Origin of the sequence: Brevibacillus soli, assembly GCF_044759095.2 — a bacterium.
Lineage (GTDB): Bacteria > Bacillota > Bacilli > Brevibacillales > Brevibacillaceae > JBIYSM02.
The window spans coordinates 47,970-63,912 of sequence record NZ_JBIYSM020000014.1 but is presented as its reverse complement, the minus strand read 5'-3'; the positions used below and the strand labels follow the sequence as shown (position 1 = coordinate 63,912).

Here is a 15,943-nt window from a genome sequence, read left to right as displayed (position 1 = left end):
AAAGGAACGGGATGTGCGTGGAACTGAATCAACTGCCTGCAAGGATCCAAACCATAACGATTACTCACCCAAATGTGAGAATCGATTACCCGCAGCTCGTCGGTTTGAGCAACAGCACCGCACAGCTGAAGATCAACCAGGCCTTGTTGAAGGACGTGCACGACATGATCCGGCAGCAAGGGTATTATGAAAACCCCAAAAATACGGAGATGCTGGGTATCTATGAAATTAAAAACAACCAGCGCGGCATCGTCAGCATCAGCCAGAGCAATTACGCCTTCACGTATCCCAGCGCGCACGGGTTAACCCTGATGAAATCGATCACCGCTGACATTCAAACAGGAAAGATCTTTTCTTTGAGTGACTTGTTCAAGCCGGGCAGCGATTATGTAAAAGTCCTGTCCGAGATGGTTCAGCAGCAGATTAACCAGCGGCAGATCCCCATTCTGGAGTACAAGGGGATTCGGCCAGATCAGGATTATTACATCGCGGACAAAGCGCTCGTCATCTATTTTCAGGTGTATGAGATCTCCCCTTATTATGTCGGTTTCCCGATGTTTCCCATTTCCGTGTATGATCTGCAGTCGATCATGAATGAAGACGGGCCGCTCAGTGTCATGGCGGCGAGTTAGTGTTCGATCCTCACTGGATACTCATTCCGTTTTGTCCTCGCACGGGATTCAATGGAGGATAGGCAGATCGACAGGAAAAAAGCGACTGCCAGGAAGCACACGATCATCGCGATGACGCCTTCCCATCCAAGCCTGGACCAAAACACACCTCCGGCTGTTCCGCCAATACTTGAACCGGCGTAGTAAAAAAACAGGTATAGCGATGATGCCTGTGCCTTGTCGTGAAGGGCACGCCGTCCAACCCAACTGCTGGCAATGGTATGCCCTCCGAAAAATCCGAAGGTTACGATCGGAAGTCCCAGGATTTTGATGAGCAAATGGCTGTGTAAAGTCAAACAAGTTCCAGCAAACGTAATCAAAAGGGCGATTCTTAAAACTTTATTGCGGCCGTGTTTGTCTGCCAATCGTCCCATCCATACCGAGCTAAACATTCCGACGATGAAAGCAAGAAAGATCCAGCCGACCAACGTTTGTCGAAGGGAATAAGGCGGAGCAGTCAACACATAGCCAAGATAATTGAACAAGGCAACGTTGCTCCCCAACAGCAGAAATCCAATGCCAAACAAGCAGACCAAGCCTGGGTCTTTCAGATGATTGACCAAGGAAGACAGCAATTTCCCGATTTCCAGCGTTCGGGGGCGGAAATGGTTCGAAGGCGGCAAGCTCTTCCAAAAAATCAGGCTGGCCACCAGGCTTATAATACTGATGACTCCCATCGCTGCGTGCCAATTGTAGTAGTCGCTTACCATTCCGGTGATGATCCGACCGGACACGGCGCCAATGGCGTTGCCGCTTATATACAGCCCCATCGCCACTCCCAGGCTTTTCGGCTCCATTTCTTCTCCCAGATAAGCCATCGCAATCGAAGGAAGACCAGCCAAAGCGATTCCCAGAATGACCCGGGACACCAGCAAGGCATCAAACGTGGTAGTGAATGCTGTTACAACAGACAAGACAGAGGCGATGAGCATGGAGCCCACCATCATTGGCTTGCGGCCCCATACTTCCGACAAGGAACCAAAGAGCAGCATACTGATGGCCAGTGCGATCGTTGTCAGCGAGAGCGACAGGCTTGAGACCGTCGCAGAAACGCCGAATTCCTTGGAAAATTCCGGCATCAACGGCTGTGTGCTGTAAAGGATGGCGAACGTATTGAACCCGGCTGCGAAAAAGGCAAGATTGGTTTTGCGAAAGGCTGTTGTCCCTGTTTGTATGTAACTCATTCTGGTATCACCCCAAGGTTTACCCTCAATCTGTTTCATACCCCATCCTATCATTGACAACAGATGATGTATAATTTATTATTTGTATCATTTTCATGCACACAGGTAATCAATAGGTGAGAAAAGGGGCGGTGACAGATGGAGTGGCAACAACTCGAATACTTTCAAACCCTTGCGCGCATGCAGCACATGACGCGCGCGGCTGAGACCCTGTCCATTTCCCAGCCTGCCCTGAGCCGTTCCATTGCTCGATTGGAAGAAGAATTAGGCGTCCCGCTTTTTGATCGTCAAGGACGCTCCATCATTTTGAACCGGTATGGGCATCTCTTTTTCATGCGCGTGAACCGGATCCTAAAAGAATTCCAGGAGGCCAAGCAAGAGATTCAGGACCTGATTGATCCGGAACACGGGGAAGTATCGCTTGGTTTCCTGCATACGCTCGGTACGAACCTAATACCGGATTTAATCGGTTCTTTTCGTTCCCTCTATCCAAAAATCAACTTTCAACTGAGACAAAACCACTCCTATTGGCTGCTTGAACAACTGAGGGCGGGAGAATTGGATCTTTGTCTGCTTGCATCTATGGAGCCCAACCTGCCGATTCAGTGGAAACGACTATGGAGTGAGGAGCTTTTTGTCATCGTTCCGAAAGGGCACCGCTTGGCCCATCGTGAGAGTATCATGCTAGAAGAAATTGCGGACGAGTCGTTCATCTTTATAAAAAAAGGGTATGCACTCCGAATCACTACCGATCAGTTGTTTCAACAGGCGGGAATCACCCCCAACATCACGTTTGAGGGAGAAGAAGTCGCCACCGTTGCAGGGCTTGTGGCTGCCGGACTGGGAGTCTCACTTTTACCCGATCTCAAAGGCTTGGACCAGAGTAAACTATCGAAAATACGTGTGCGTTGGCCGAAGTGTGAACGGGCGATCGGATTGGCTTGGGTCGAGGGTCGGTACTTGTCACCGGCGGCAAAACAGTTTCAGCAGTTCGTCCTGGATTATTTTCAATAGGAAAAAAGCCTCCGATAACACGGAGGCTTGTGCAGCATTCTGGGCAAATGTTTCGAATCAGACTGTCAGTTTCTCTATTATCCCGCGCGCCATCCACACCCCGGCGGCTCCCGCCTGAGCCAGTCCGCGGGTGATGCCGGCGCCGTCTCCTCCACAGTACAGTCCTTTGATTTCGGTCTCAAATTCTTCGGTCAGTTTCGGACGAGCGGAATAAAACTTCGCTTCCACCCCGTAGAACAAGGTATGTTCGGATGCAATCCCCGGCGTCACCTTGTCCAGGGCTTCGACCATCTCGATCAAGCTTTTCATCGTATTGTACGGCAGTACCAACCCGAGGTCGCCCGGGACTGCTTCTTTCAGCGTCGGCTCGAGGAAGCCTTCCTTGATGCGGCTTTCGGTGGAGCGTCTTCCCCGCAGGATGTCGCCGTACTTCTGTACGATCACCCCTCCGTTGGACAAATCGTTGGCCCGCTTGCAAATCTCCCGGGCATATTCGTTCGGCTTGTCAAACGGGTCGGTAAACTTGTGGGATACCAGCAGCGCAAAGTTGGTATTGGCCGAGCCGAGCGCCGGGTCCTTGTAGGAGTGGCCGTTTGCCGCCATCACCCCGCTGTGGTTCTCCACCACCACGTGGCCGGACGGGTTGCTGCAGAAGGTACGGACCCGTGTTCCGACAGAGGTGTTGAAAATAAACTTCCCTTCGTACAGATGCTCGTTGATTTCGCGCATCACCACATCGGAAGTCTCGACGCGCACGCCCACGTCCACCTGGTTGTTGTACATTTTCAACTTCCGTTTTTTCAAGATATCGGTCAGCCACGCGGAACCGTCACGGCCCGGACCGATGATCACATAATCGCTTTCAAACTCCTGCCCGTTTTTCAGGACAACCCCTTTGACTCGGTGTCCGCCCTGCTCTTTCACCGTGAGGATATCTTCCACTTCGGTTTTGAACATCATGTCGATGCGCTCTTTGAGATACTCGAAAATCGACTGCAGAATTTGCAGGTTCTGCTCCGTGCCCAGGTGTCTTACCTGCGCCCGCAGCAGTTTCAAACCGGCGGCGTACCCGCGCTGTTCAATCTGTTTGATCGTTTCGGTAGTCGGATCGGTAATCGTTTCGGTCGCCCCGTGCTTCAGATTGATTTGGTCCACGTACTTGATCAGCTCCAGCACCTTGGACGGGCTCAGGTAGTCGGTCATCCAACCGCCAAACTCCGTGGTGATGTTAAATTTCCCGTCACTGTAGGCTCCGGCCCCGCCAAAACCGCTGGTGATCGAACAGGCCGGCAAGCATCCGGCGAAATCCTTTTTCCCTGCCGGCGGCGGGCACAGCTTGATTTTTTCTTCGAGAATGGGACAGCGTCTGGAGTAGATATCGTGTCCTTTATCCAACAGCAGCACCTTCGCTTGAGGGTATTTCAAGGTAAACTCGTAACAGGCAAAAATTCCAGTCGGACCGGCGCCTACTACAATCACATCGTACTTGCTCATGTTGTCTGCCTCCCCATGCTTCCAAATAAAAAATTCCCAGCCGCAAACGGGTGTACGAGAGACACCCATTCGTAGCCAGGAATTTACGGTTCCTTGTAGAGACCCTCAAACCATATCTTGAGGATATACGAATGATAATTAGCAGTTATATTATATTTGTTCGGCTTTCGCCAAGTAGTATCTTATAATACGCCATTCTTTCTGTCAATAGACATTTCAGAATAAATTCGTCTTTTCTGGCGATATTTTAACAAAACGGAGATATCACGCTGCATTCCAGAGTCAAAATCCGAACAAAAAAGCGGGGGATTTTCTCCCCCGCTAAGGAAACCATTCTTTGCGTTATTCTTGTTTTCCCTCACCCCAGCATTCCACTTGCGGCAGACCCTGGATGCTGCCTGGGCGGAATACCGGATTCTTGCCTGCCTTGCGCTGCTGGATGTAATCCTTCAATGCGGCGAAGGCAAATTTGCCGAGCAGGGTAATGGCCACAAGGTTCAATAGCGCCATCAGACCCATGAACAGGTCGGCCATATCCCAAACGATCCCGATCTTGGCAACGGAACCGAACATAACCATGCCGACAACCCCTATGCGATATGCATACAGCCAGGTTTTGCTGGAGTTTAAAAATTCAATGTTGGTTTCACCGTAATAGTAGTTCCCGATAACGGAACTGAACGCAAACAGGAAGACAACCAGAGACAGGAACGTGCTTCCCCAGGAACCGACGTGGGAGCTGAGCGCTGTCTGTGTCAGAGCAATCCCGTCAAGTCCTTGCGTCGTATACGCTCCAGACAGCAGAATGATGAAAGCCGTGGCACTGCACACCAGCAGCGTGTCTACAAACACACCCAGCGCTTGGATCAGACCTTGTTTTACAGGGTGAGACACGTCAGCCGTAGCCGCCGCGTTGGCCGCACTGCCCATACCTGCTTCGTTGGAGAACAGGCCGCGTTTGATCCCCATCATCATCGCCGCTCCGATACCGCCGCCGACAGCCTGTTCCAGGCCGAATGCGCCGCTTACAATCGCGCCAAGCACGGATGGGATTGCCGTAATGTTCGTCAAAATGACGTACAAAGCCACCACAAAATAACCCACCCGGCAGTAGCTAGCGCTGCGCCGGGCGGGGCCCCAAACACTTTCCAAGTGGCTGTATTGGATGTCCATTTTTATAAATTCTTATATGCGAACATAACCGCCGGCCATGACCGGCACCATCCACTCCGCCACTTTGGCGACGCGTTTCACTCCGCCGAAGATGATAAAGGCCGTGATACCTGCCAGGATCAATCCCATTACCGTGCGGTTTACCCCATAGGCTGTTTCAAAGGCAAGCGAAATCGTGTTGGCCTGCACCGAGTTAAAGACAAGGCCGAAGCTGAGCGTAATCAGGATCGCGAACAATACGCCCATCCATCTTTGCTTGAGACCTTTGTCCATGTAGTAAGCCGGACCGCCGCGGAAACCGCTTTCGTCTTTCACTTTGAAAATCTGCGCCAGTGTACTTTCCACAAAAGCGGACGCAGAGCCGATTACCGCAATCAGCCACATCCAGAACACCGCACCAGGCCCCCCGACAGAGATCGCCATGGCGACACCCGCCAGGTTGCCTGTGCCCACTCGAGAAGCGGTACTGATACAGAACGCCTGGAAGGATGAAATGCTTTCCTTCCCTTTGGTAGAACCGCTTACACCCTCTCCCATCAGGCGGAACATCTCACCGACCTGTCTGAATTGGACAAACCTTGTTTGAATCGTAAAATAAATTCCCAAAACAATCAGCAAGGCAATCAGAACGTAAGACCAGATAAGATCGTTCATAAACCCTACTGCCTTTTCGATCAAGGCTACCAAAATCGATACACCTCCGCGAATATGAAGGATGAATATAATAAGCACCGAGTTATTTTATCACACATTTTTTCGAGTAGACATATATTGAATTTTTTACCTTTGCATGAATTTTTAGCATCACAAAAAGGCTTGCCGCTTTCGACAAGCCTTTTGCAAGCAAGCACCTGCGCTACCATCTGCTCAGTGCCGTAACCTTCTTATTTCCGTAACACGAAAAAACCCACCCGGCAGTAGCTAGCGCTGCGCCGGACGGGCCCCGAACCTAAGCGAAAAGAACTCTCCCCATAAAGGAGAGCCCTCCTGCGCCGTGACCTACAAGGTATCCAAAACCGTCTCTTTGATATACGCTTTGATCTCTTCGCCGCTTTCCAGGGAAAGGACATGCTGCGCTACTTCCTTAAGCGATGCGTAATCCAGCTTTTTCAGCAAATGGCGGGCGCGCAGGATGGAGGTGGCGCTCATGCTGAATTCATCCAGCCCGAGCCCGAGCAGAATCGGTATCGCCAGTTCCTCCCCGGCCATTTCTCCGCACATGCCGACCCATTTGCCTTCCTGGTGTGCAGCCTTGATCACTTGATGAATGAGCCGCAGGATGGCCGGATGGTACGGATCGTACAGGTAGGAGACCTGTTCGTTCATCCGGTCTGCCGCCATTGCGTACTGAATCAAATCATTCGTGCCGATGCTGAAGAAATCGGCTTCCTTTGCCAGTTGGTCCGCAATCATCGCGGCAGCGGGCACCTCGATCATGATTCCTACTTCCAGCTCATTATGAAACGGAATGTTTTGACTCAAAAGCTCCGCTTTTGCTTCGGCCAGGATGCTATTTGCCTTTCGAAGTTCCGACAGCGTGGCGATCATGGGATACATGATTTTCACGTTGCCGTACGCACTTGCTCTCAGCAAGGCCCGCAGCTGTGTTTTGAACAAATCTACGCGGTCCAGACACAACCGAATCGCCCGGCAGCCGAGAAACGGATTCAATTCTTTGGGCAGCGAAAGGTAGGACAGCTCCTTATCCCCGCCTATATCCAACGTGCGTATGATCACCGGACGATCCTTGCCCATCGTCTCTGCAACGGCTTTGTAAGCCTCAAACTGCTCTTCTTCCGACGGGAACTGGTCTCTGCCCATATAGAGAAACTCCGTACGGAATAGCCCGATGCCCTCGGCACCGTTTTTCAACGCCTGTACGGCGTCGTGCGGATTCCCGATGTTGGCTGCCAGTTCCACCCGATGACCGTCAGCCGTGACGGTCGCTTCCTGCACCAGACGAGCCCATTCCTCTTTTTGCTGCAGATACGCCTGCTGCTTGGCTTCATAGGCCTGGATAACGGCCTGATCCGGTCGAACATGCACTTCCCCTTCGAGACCGTCTACAATGATCAGATCTCCGGTTTGTAGCTGCTCCGTAATGTCCGACATGCCGACCACCGCAGGTATCTCCATAGTGCGTGCCATAATGGCCGAGTGGGAGGTCCGGCCGCCAATGTTGGTAACGAACCCTTTCACCTTTTCCTTGTCTAGCTGTGCCGTATCGGACGGAGTCAGGTCGTGGACCACCAGAATGACCGGTTCGGAGAAGTCCGCCTCCAGTCGGTCCAGGATACCGAGGAGCTTCTTCAGCAGGCGCTGGCTGACGTCGCGCAAATCAGCCGCCCGCTCCCGCATGTACTCGTTGTCCATGCTCTCAAAAATGGCAACGAAGCTGTCGCGAACCTCTTCCAACGCTGCTTCCGCGTTGATTCGTTCACTCTCGATCTTTGCTTCAATGGCGCCAACAAACTCCGGGTCCTGCAAAAACAACTGATGCGCTTCGAAGATCCTTGCTTCCTCTTCTCCCATTTCCCGCCGCGCCTTTTCCTTGATCGACTCCAGATCCCGATCTGCCGCTTTCACACTGTCCCGAAAGCGGTCCAGTTCCGCGGAAGTCGTCTCAACCGTTCGCCGTTCATATTGAATTGTCTCTTCTTTTTTTACTACAGCACGGCCGATCACAATGCCGGGAGCTGCAGCGATCCCTTTACGCAACATGGCGATCCCCCCTCATCGTGGCGACTCTACCTCGAATAACCTTCCTGCGAAGCCACCCAGGTCCCCGTAGGGGCTTGTTACTCGTGCACCGACTCGAGTAATTTGCCCAGCTCCTCCATGGCTTTTTCTTCCTGTTCCCCGCTTACTTCCAGGGTGATTTCGTCCCCTTTGGCCGCACTCAGGGTCATCAATCCCATAATGCTTTTGCCGTTTACTTTTTTCGTGCCTTTGATGACGTTCACCTCGCAAGGAAACGAGGTCGCTTTTTGCACGAACAATGTAGCCGGACGGGCGTGCAATCCCGTCGGATTTTGAATGATGAACGTTTTTCTCAACATGAAGCCCCAGCTCCTTTTTCGTCAATTGCATCTTTTTTCAGCAGATTAACCATCAGCGCCGTAACAATCGTCCCGGCCAGAATGGACACGATATACAGTCCGACATTGCCGACAACCGGCAGAACGAACAGACCGCCGTGCGGGGCAGGCAGGGTGCAGCCAAAAAACATCGACAAACCGCCCGCTACCGCAGAGCCAACCATGATGGAAGGAATGACGCGAGTCGGGTCAGCGGCCGCAAATGGAATCGCTCCTTCCGTAATGAAGGATGCCCCCATGACGTAGGCGGTCTTGCCCGCTTGCCGTTCCTCATCGGTGAATTTCTTTTTAAACAGCGTCGTCGCCAACGCAAGTCCCAACGGCGGAGTCATCCCCGCTGCCATGATAGCGGCGTGAGGGGCGAAGTTTCCTTCGGCAATCATGGCAATCCCGAACGTAAATGCCGCCTTGTTAACCGGTCCTCCCATATCGAAGGCCATCATCGCTCCCAAGATCATACCCAGAATAATGGCATTTCCCTGACTCATGTTTTTCAGCCAATCACCCAGCGCCGCATTGGCGGCCGCAACCGGATCGGAAACCACGTACACCATGACAAATCCGGTAATCAAAATTCCGAACAGTGGATACAGCAGCATCGGCTTGATGCCTTCCAACGATTCCGGCAGTCCGGCAAACACTTTTTTCAATCCAACCACAGTATACCCTGCGAGGAAGCCGGCAATGATACCTCCCAGGAAACCGGAACCAGAGTCCGCTGCCAGCAATCCCCCTACCATGCCGGGAGCAAAAGCGGGGCGGTCAGCGATACTGAGGGCAATAAACCCCGCCAGTACTGGAATCATCAGTTTAAACGCGGTCCCACCGCCGATATCCATCAATACCTTGGCAAGCGGATGGAAGGAGGGATCGTTCGGATCAAACGCCTTGATTCCGAACATAAAGCTAATGGCGATGATAATCCCGCCGCCCACGACAAACGGCAGCATGTTGGATACGCCGTTCATCAAGTGCTTGTAAAACGCCGGCTGCTTCGAGTTCTTCTCCGCCTTGGCCTCTCGAACCTTCTCCTGATAACTGGTTGTACCGCCGCGGTAAACGGTTCCTTCTTGTTTCACCGCCCGTTCCAGCAGCCCCTGGGCGTTGCGGATCCCTTCGGCTACCGGCACTTCAATGACCACCTTGCCGGTGAAGCGCTCCATCTCTACCTGCTTGTCGGCTGCCACAATAACGGCCGCGGCCTCTTCAATATCCTGCGGAGTCAGCTTGTTTTTCACGCCTCCGGAACCGTTTGTCTCTACCTTGAGGGCAATGCCCAACTCCTCCGCTTTTTTCTTCAAGGCATCAGCGGCCATATACGTATGGGCAATACCGGTTGGACACGCCGTAACCGCTACTACTTTCGGCGTCACCTGATCCACTTCCTGGGGAACGCTTTCATTTTCTCGCTGCAGCTCTTTTTCTTTGCGGGCGACAATCTCCAGTACTTGCTCCTTCGTCTCCGCTTTCATCAGCTCTTGACGGAACGATTCGTCCATCAGCATTTGGGAGAGCAACGCCAGTGTCTCCAAATGAGCCTGGTTGGCGTCCTCCGTCGCAGCGATCATGAAGAACAGATGCGCTTTTTGTTTGTCCAGGGAGTCAAAATCAACTCCCTCCGGAGAAAAGCCAAACGCAATGCTGGGTGTTTTGACAGCTGCTGACTTGGCGTGCGGAATGGCGATGCCTTCCCCGATTCCGGTAGAGCCTTGTGCCTCGCGAGCCAGGATCGCTTGCTTCATCTCGTCCCTGCTGTTCAATCGTCCCGCTTCGTCCAGCTTGTCGATCAGCTCATCCAGCACTGCTTCTTTCGTCGTCGCAGACAGGTGCAGCACAATCGTGTCGGCCTTCAACAAATCGACGATTCGAATCTGGTTTTGCATGGTGGAGCCCCCTTTCATTTTATGGCGGTTATCGTAATGTCCGGCAAAAATTCGTTGATCTTTTCGTGTGTGCAAAAGCCTTCCGACAGGGCGGTCGTGCTCCCCGCCGCTACGGCAAAGCGAAACGCAGCTTCCGTCTCCATGCCTTGCGCATGGCCGAACAGGAATCCGGCAACCATCGAGTCTCCCGCGCCAATCGAGTTGACCGGTTTACGCGGCGGGATTTGGGCAACGTAGGCCGCTTGCCGGTTGACAAAGACAGCACCTTCGCCAGCCAGGGATACAATCACGTTCTGTGCTCCCAGCTCCAGTGCTTTACGCCCATAGGCGACGGCTTCTGCCGCGGACGCAATGGTTACGCCAAACAGTTCTCCCAACTCATGATGATTGGGCTTGATAAGAAACGGCTCTTCCTGCAAACCGTTTTTCAGCGCATTCCCTTTGGCGTCCAGAAAGATGCGCACGCCCTTGCCCCGCAGCTGTTTCATGATCGTCTGATAGATATCGGACGGTACGCTTTTGGGCACGCTGCCCGCCAGTACCAGATAATCGCCGTGTTCCAAGCGGTCCATCTGGTCAAGCAGCTGCCGGAGCGCCGCTTCGGGGATGGCCGGTGGGACGCCGCTGATATCCGTTTCGGTTTTGGCCTTGATCTTCAGATTGATACGCGAATCTTGTTCAATTTGAATAAACTGATGAGAAATGCCTGCTTGCTCTACCTGCTGCCGGATAAAGGCTCCCGTAAATCCTCCGACAAAGCCCAGCGCCGTGCTTTCCACCCCCAGGATGCGGAGAACCTTGGATACATTGATTCCCTTTCCCCCTGCAACCTTCCATTCTTTTTGCACCTCGTGAATGGTTCCTTCCGACAGGCCCTCAAGCCATACGTGATAGTCGATGGAAGGGTTCAAGGTTACCGTGTAAATCATGCTTTCACCACTTTTAGAGTTGTTAGTCTGCCGTATTCTTGCTGTTCCTCTTCGCACAAACCGTCATCCGTAATGACAGTGATTCCCCGCAAGTCCCCCACTTTCGCGAACGTCACGCGGGAAAACTTGTCAGAGTCGCATAACACAAAACGTTCGTCGGAATACTGCAGGGCCAGCTGCTTGACGTACGCCTCATCCGGATCAGGTGTGGTCAAACCGTGGTGCTTGTCAATCCCGTTCATACCGAGAAAGCACTTGTCGAACCGGTATTGGCTGATGGATTTGACGGCTTCCCGCCCCACCAGCGACAATGTAGCCGCTTTCAATTCTCCGCCAAGCAGAATGGTTTTGATGTTTCTCTTGATGAGTTGCAGGGCAATATCCACTCCGTTGGTAACCACGACGATGTTGTCGTATGGCAGGTAGTGCAGCATCTGATAGGTTGTGGTTCCGGCGTCGATAAAGATCGAGTCGCGCTCTTTGACCAATCCGGCTGCATACTTGGCGATGGCGATCTTCTCCCGCTCATGCCTGACCGCTTTTTCCAGAATCGTCGGTTCCTCGATCTTGTTCTGAATCGTGGACGCCCCGCCGTGAACGCGTTTCAGCAGCCGTTGTTCTTCCAATTCGCTCAAGTCCCGTCGAATCGTCGACTCTGATGCCCCTGTCGCTTCCACCAGCTCGTGGATGCGGACGACGTCCTTTTCTTTCAATAAAGTCAAAATCAATTGATGCCTTTCAGGGGTTAACATCGTACCCTCCCTTCTGGCAGCGCCTATTTGATTGTGTGATTGATTTTGATTATACACCTACATTCGATCATAAACAATCAAAAATGATCAATTTCGATCAATTCTCCTTATTGTTCTCAGCCGCAAAAAAAAGATGCAGCCCGATGGCCGCATCTTAGTAATCAATTCGGTTTTGCGACTGCTCCCAGGCGGAAAAAGGGAGGTTTCCGTTGGCGGGAAAGATTTGCAGAAACGGAATGGACCGGCTCTCTGCAGGCAACGCAATCTGATCGTAAATAAACTGATCATCGAAGCCGACGCGAGCCGCATCTTCTTTCGTGCACGCGTAGTAGACCGCTTTCGGCCTCGCCCAGTAAATCGCTCCCAAGCACATCGGGCAGGGTTCACAGCTGGTGTAAATCTCGCAATCTGACAGTTGAAAGGTGTTGAGTTTGCTGCAAGCCTCCCGGATCGCCTGCACTTCCGCGTGGGCCGTCGGATCGTTCGTCGCCGTCACTTCATTGCGGCCCATCCCGATGATCTCGCCGTTCTTGACGATGATGGCGCCGAACGGTCCCCCGTGGTTGCTCAGCACATTTTCATGGGCGACCTGTACCGCTTTTTCCATCAGCCTTTCCTTGTCCAATGAATTCTCCTCCTCGTTTCGTTGAAGCGGTTTGCACTTTCCAGTCCTTTCTCCAGTGTATTCCATGAATGCTGGATCTTATCCTCCCCCGCTCGGAACCCAGCACCTTCAGACCGGCCTAAAAACGCAGAGACAGGCAGCTCAAGCCCCCGTCCTGCTTGCGAAACTCGGACATCTCCAGCTCCATGACAGTATACCCGGCCTGCTCAATCTTCCGCTTGGTTTTTTCGTATCCTTGAGGAAGGATCACCGTATCGTTGATGCAAAGACAGTTCGCGGCATACTCCTCGTCCTCGTCAACCACGATTTTGTCAAAGTCCGCGAACACTTCACTGTCAATAAACTCCCCAGCCAGGACCATATTGTTGTTCCCCAGGTACGCAATACCGGTTTTCAAGTGAAAAAACTTCACCAGCGGCACGATGGTTGCGCCGTATCCGTACTTTTCCAGGATCGTTTTCAGCTGATTGGCCCCTTCTTCATTGGTACGGGTGGAAAGCCCGATGTAAAAATGATCCTCCGCCTGCATCACGTCGCCGCCTTCGAGCGTCCCCGGATGCTGGATGTATTCGATCGTGTCGGTAAAGTCCTTCACGACGTTTTTCATAGCAACTATTTCACCATTGCGGCTCTCGGCGCCCGGGTTTGTAATCACGACGCACTTTTCCGTAAAGACAGCGGTATCCTCTACAAAGGTGGAGTCCGGAAACTCTTCATCCGCCTCCAGGATGGTGACAGCAAGTCCGCACTGTTTCAGCGCCTCGACGTAGCGGCCGTGCTGCTCGAGTGCTCGTTCGTAATCCGGTTTCCCCAAATTGGCCGTCGTCAAGCCGTTCACATAGCTTTTCCCCGGCTTTCGTACAATGGCACGCGTAAACTTCATGAAGAATCCCTCCCCTATGGATAATGTAAAAGTGTTTAGAATTTTTTGTCAATATACAACTCTCATCCCGATCCCTGTTGAATCAGGGGGAAAATTCTGATAGATTGTAACGCATGGTCGATTTGCATTTCACAATACGGAAAAATCCCCGGAGGAATCAAAGATGAAATGGCAGACAAAAGATCAATTGGTTGACCTGTTGTGCGATCTTGTTGCGATCCCCAGCGTGACTGGTTCCCAGGCGGAGATCGATCTGCCTTCTTTTGTGGTCGATCAGTTGCGCACACTCCCTTACTTTCAGGAGCATCCCGATCATGTTCAGTCCCATCCCACCGGCGACGGACGATATTTTGTCACGGCTTTGGCAAAAAAGGAAGGCGTCGCCGACACCGTCATTCTGGTCAGCCACTTTGATGTGGTTGACGTGGAAGATTACGGCGCATGGAAAGAGGCGGCGTTTGACGCCAAAAGACTGACTTCCATGTTCCACGCCAACAAAGCGGAGATGCCGACTGCCGTGCAACAAGACATGGAGAGCGGTAATTGGCTGTTCGGACGGGGCACGATGGACATGAAGTGCGGGCTTGCCCTGCATATGGCGATGGTAGAGCAGGCGTGCGATGGAGCGTTCGACGGCAACGTACTCCTTTTGACCGTGCCGGATGAAGAGGTAAATTCCGTGGGGATGCGGGCAGCCGTACCTGTGTTGCTGAAGATGGCGGAGAAGTACGGACTGCACTACCGGACCGTTCTCAATTCGGAGCCGATGTTTACCCGCTACCCCGGTGACCAGCATACATACTTGTACACCGGGTCGATCGGCAAGATTCTCCCCGGTTTTCTCTGCTACGGAAAAGAGACGCACGTGGGTGAACCGTTTGCCGGACTGAACGGGAATTACATAGCTTCCCAGCTCACGTGCGAGTTGGAATTGAACACCTCGTTTTGCGAGGTTGTGGATGGGGAAGCGACTCCTCCCCCAACCAACCTGATGCAGAAGGATTTGAAAAAAGAATACTCCGTTCAGATCCCCCACCGGGCAGTCACGCTGTTTAACCTGTTCCTCCTCGAAAAGAAACTGGACGACGTGGTGGAGCCGCTGCTTCAGGCAGCGCGGAATGTAGCGGAACGAATCAAACAGGCGCACGGGAAACGCGCCGCCCATTTCGCCTCCTTTGACCCGTTCACCCCGCAGCCATTGGAGATCAATGTCCTGACCTATGAGGAGCTGATGGCGTATGCCATGAACACCTATGGAAAAGAGCGGATTGACCGCCTGCAGGCAGACGTGCTCTCCCATCGCACAGACAAAGACGAGCGTGAGATCACCATCGAGCTTGTCGATGAGCTCGCCATTTTGTGCAAGGAATTGTCTCCCATGATAGTTCTCTTCTTCGCCCCGCCGTATTACCCGGCCGTCAGCTCGCGCAAGCATCCGTTGATTCAAGCTGTCGTCTCGGAAATGGTGAAGTACGCCAAAGAAAACCATGACATTGCCTTTTGCAAACAAAACTACTTCGCCGGCATTTCGGATCTGAGCTATGTCGGACTGCAGTATCCCGCAGCTTCCCTGCAGCCGCTTGTCTCCAATATGCCGCTGTGGGGCAGAGGTTACTCCATACCGTTACAGGAACTGGAGAGATTTGACGTGCCGGTGTTAAACCTCGGCCCCCTCGGGCGCGACGCTCACCAATGGACGGAGCGTCTTTGCATCGACTATGCGTTTGATACGCTGCTCGACATGCTGCCGGTATGTATTCATCAGTTGTTTGCATCTCGCAATAGGAACGAGTCCTAATTTCATAAAAAGAGGGAAATGACATGCAGAAATGGATTGACTACTGTCTTGGAAAAAAAGGAGCCGCCTTGGCTTATCCTTTCGGAGTTGACGTGCCGGTGATCAACGTGGGGAGCAAGATGTTCGCCTTATTCGGTATCCAGGAGGATGGGGGCCGAATCAATTTGAAATGCGATCCGGATCGCTCCGCTGCTCTTCGCGAGCAATATGCCGCGATTCAGCCGGGATATCACATGAACAAGCGTCACTGGAATACGGTGATCGTGGACGGCAGCTTGACGGATGAAGAAATATCGATGCTGATTGACCACTCCTATGAGCTTGTTTTCAAAGGCTTGAAAAAAGCAGAAAAAGAGAAGCTGAACAAATAGGGCATAAGACTTTTTCTTCTTACACCTAGACTGATAACAAAGGATACTAGTATAAGGGCCGTTTTTTC

The 15,943-nt window shown here is 52.5% G+C and carries 13 protein-coding genes, 1 pseudogene and 1 riboswitch; of the genes and pseudogenes, 4 read left to right on the top strand and 10 right to left on the bottom strand.

All coding sequences use genetic code 11. The features are described 5' to 3' along the window. Window positions 1–17 precede the first annotated feature (17 nt). Window positions 18–632 (top strand): DUF3298 and DUF4163 domain-containing protein, encoded by a 615-nt coding sequence (locus ACE99V_RS08005; protein WP_400490543.1) that lies wholly within the window; start codon window positions 18–20, stop codon window positions 630–632. Here the strand turns inward: ACE99V_RS08005 and ACE99V_RS08000 are convergent. Continuing rightward, window positions 629–1,855: an MFS transporter gene (locus ACE99V_RS08000; protein ID WP_400490542.1), complete on the bottom strand. Its 1,227-nt coding sequence runs from the start codon at window positions 1,853–1,855 to the stop codon at window positions 629–631. The genes ACE99V_RS08005 and ACE99V_RS08000 overlap by 4 nt on opposite strands. A 138-nt stretch (window positions 1,856–1,993) precedes the next feature. Here ACE99V_RS08000 and ACE99V_RS07995 point away from each other — a divergent pair, with 138 nt between their 5' ends. Beyond that, window positions 1,994–2,869 carry a LysR family transcriptional regulator gene (locus ACE99V_RS07995; protein WP_400490541.1) on the top strand — a complete coding sequence of 292 codons (876 nt, stop codon included), beginning with the start codon at window positions 1,994–1,996 and terminating at the stop codon, window positions 2,867–2,869. A 57-nt stretch (window positions 2,870–2,926) separates the two neighbouring features. Here the strand turns inward: ACE99V_RS07995 and ACE99V_RS07990 are convergent, their stop codons facing one another. The 9 genes and pseudogenes from ACE99V_RS07990 to ACE99V_RS07950 form a co-directional block, all read right to left on the bottom strand. After that, entirely contained in the window at window positions 2,927–4,363 is a 1,437-nt protein-coding gene (locus tag ACE99V_RS07990; protein WP_400490540.1) for an NAD(P)/FAD-dependent oxidoreductase, read from the bottom strand. 52 nt (window positions 4,364–4,415) lie between these two features. Then, window positions 4,416–4,514: riboswitch (purine riboswitch) on the bottom strand. A gap of 191 nt (window positions 4,515–4,705) precedes the next feature. Next, window positions 4,706–6,214, bottom strand: a pseudogene (locus tag ACE99V_RS07985) (alanine/glycine:cation symporter family protein). Between the two features lie 321 nt (window positions 6,215–6,535). Beyond that, window positions 6,536–8,257 (bottom strand): phosphoenolpyruvate--protein phosphotransferase, encoded by a 1,722-nt coding sequence (ptsP, locus tag ACE99V_RS07980; protein WP_400490539.1) that lies wholly within the window; start codon window positions 8,255–8,257, stop codon window positions 6,536–6,538. Between the two features lie 77 nt (window positions 8,258–8,334). After that, window positions 8,335–8,595 (bottom strand): HPr family phosphocarrier protein, encoded by a 261-nt coding sequence (locus tag ACE99V_RS07975; protein WP_400490538.1) that lies wholly within the window; start codon window positions 8,593–8,595, stop codon window positions 8,335–8,337. After that, window positions 8,589–10,517 (bottom strand): PTS fructose transporter subunit IIABC, encoded by a 1,929-nt coding sequence (locus tag ACE99V_RS07970; protein WP_400490537.1) that lies wholly within the window; start codon window positions 10,515–10,517, stop codon window positions 8,589–8,591. The genes ACE99V_RS07975 and ACE99V_RS07970 overlap by 7 nt, the downstream gene beginning before the upstream one ends. Window positions 10,518–10,531: 14 nt before the next feature. Continuing rightward, the gene (gene pfkB / locus ACE99V_RS07965) at window positions 10,532–11,446 is read right to left on the bottom strand and encodes a 1-phosphofructokinase (protein ID WP_400490536.1); all 915 of its coding nucleotides are present in this window, start codon (window positions 11,444–11,446) and stop codon (window positions 10,532–10,534) included. Continuing rightward, a complete protein-coding gene (locus ACE99V_RS07960; protein ID WP_400490535.1) occupies window positions 11,443–12,198 on the bottom strand; it encodes a DeoR/GlpR family DNA-binding transcription regulator in 756 nt (251 codons plus the stop codon). Before ACE99V_RS07960 ends, pfkB begins: the two co-directional genes overlap by 4 nt. Before the next feature lie 154 nt (window positions 12,199–12,352). Continuing rightward, window positions 12,353–12,823 carry a nucleoside deaminase gene (locus ACE99V_RS07955; RefSeq protein ID WP_400490534.1) on the bottom strand — a complete coding sequence of 157 codons (471 nt, stop codon included), beginning with the start codon at window positions 12,821–12,823 and terminating at the stop codon, window positions 12,353–12,355. A 118-nt stretch (window positions 12,824–12,941) separates the two neighbouring features. Next, window positions 12,942–13,706, bottom strand: a complete 765-nt coding sequence (locus ACE99V_RS07950) for a dimethylarginine dimethylaminohydrolase family protein (protein ID WP_400490533.1) — start codon at window positions 13,704–13,706, stop codon at window positions 12,942–12,944. 163 nt (window positions 13,707–13,869) lie between these two features. On the opposite strand from ACE99V_RS07950, the gene ACE99V_RS07945 reads away from it, so the two are divergent. Further along, a complete protein-coding gene (locus ACE99V_RS07945) occupies window positions 13,870–15,504 on the top strand; it encodes a M20/M25/M40 family metallo-hydrolase (RefSeq protein WP_400490532.1) in 1,635 nt (544 codons plus the stop codon). Window positions 15,505–15,527: 23 nt separating this feature from the next. Continuing rightward, a complete protein-coding gene (locus ACE99V_RS07940) occupies window positions 15,528–15,875 on the top strand; it encodes an MmcQ/YjbR family DNA-binding protein (protein ID WP_400490531.1) in 348 nt (115 codons plus the stop codon). Window positions 15,876–15,943: the final 68 nt, after the last annotated feature.